The sequence below is a fragment of the Bacillus sp. 05T31 genome, from assembly GCF_056396725.1.
The window spans coordinates 1-454 of sequence record NZ_JBFTMA010001381.1; the positions used below are offsets into that span (position 1 = coordinate 1).

At 33.3% G+C, this 454-nt stretch carries 1 protein-coding gene; it reads right to left on the minus strand.

Annotated features, from left to right (window positions below; genetic code table 11):
* The coding region (locus AC1DJR_RS33405) for a hypothetical protein (protein WP_477004613.1) at nt 1–454 on the minus strand (454 nt) is incomplete at both ends.

Here is a 454-nt window from a genome sequence, read left to right on the forward strand (position 1 = left end):
GTATTATTTAAATGGATTGTGTGACCATAATATGCTGGTCTCGGGTAAACTAACCCCATTTCAATTAACATAGCATATTGATGGATATTTTCACTGTGGTCACCAATTTGCCCTCTTCTTAGTAACGCTTTTAATACTCTTTTAGCGCTTATTATTTTAGTTATTTGTGCAAAATTTTCTCCATATCTTACGGAAGCAACAATTTGTCTTGCTTTTTTCATTATATCTTTTTCATATATTTTCACCCCTAAGTTTGGAGTGAATATAAAGAATTGTTCACCACCAGTTGAAGTAACTGAATTAGTTGGTAAAGCGCCAGATGCTACAGCTTCCGTTAATAACTCATCTGCCCCAACCTCATTAACCGGTAACCCTTGACGATTCCTAATATATGATATTTTTTCTAATACACTTTCATGCCTGAATTTATCTATTAATTCAAACAGTTTACTTG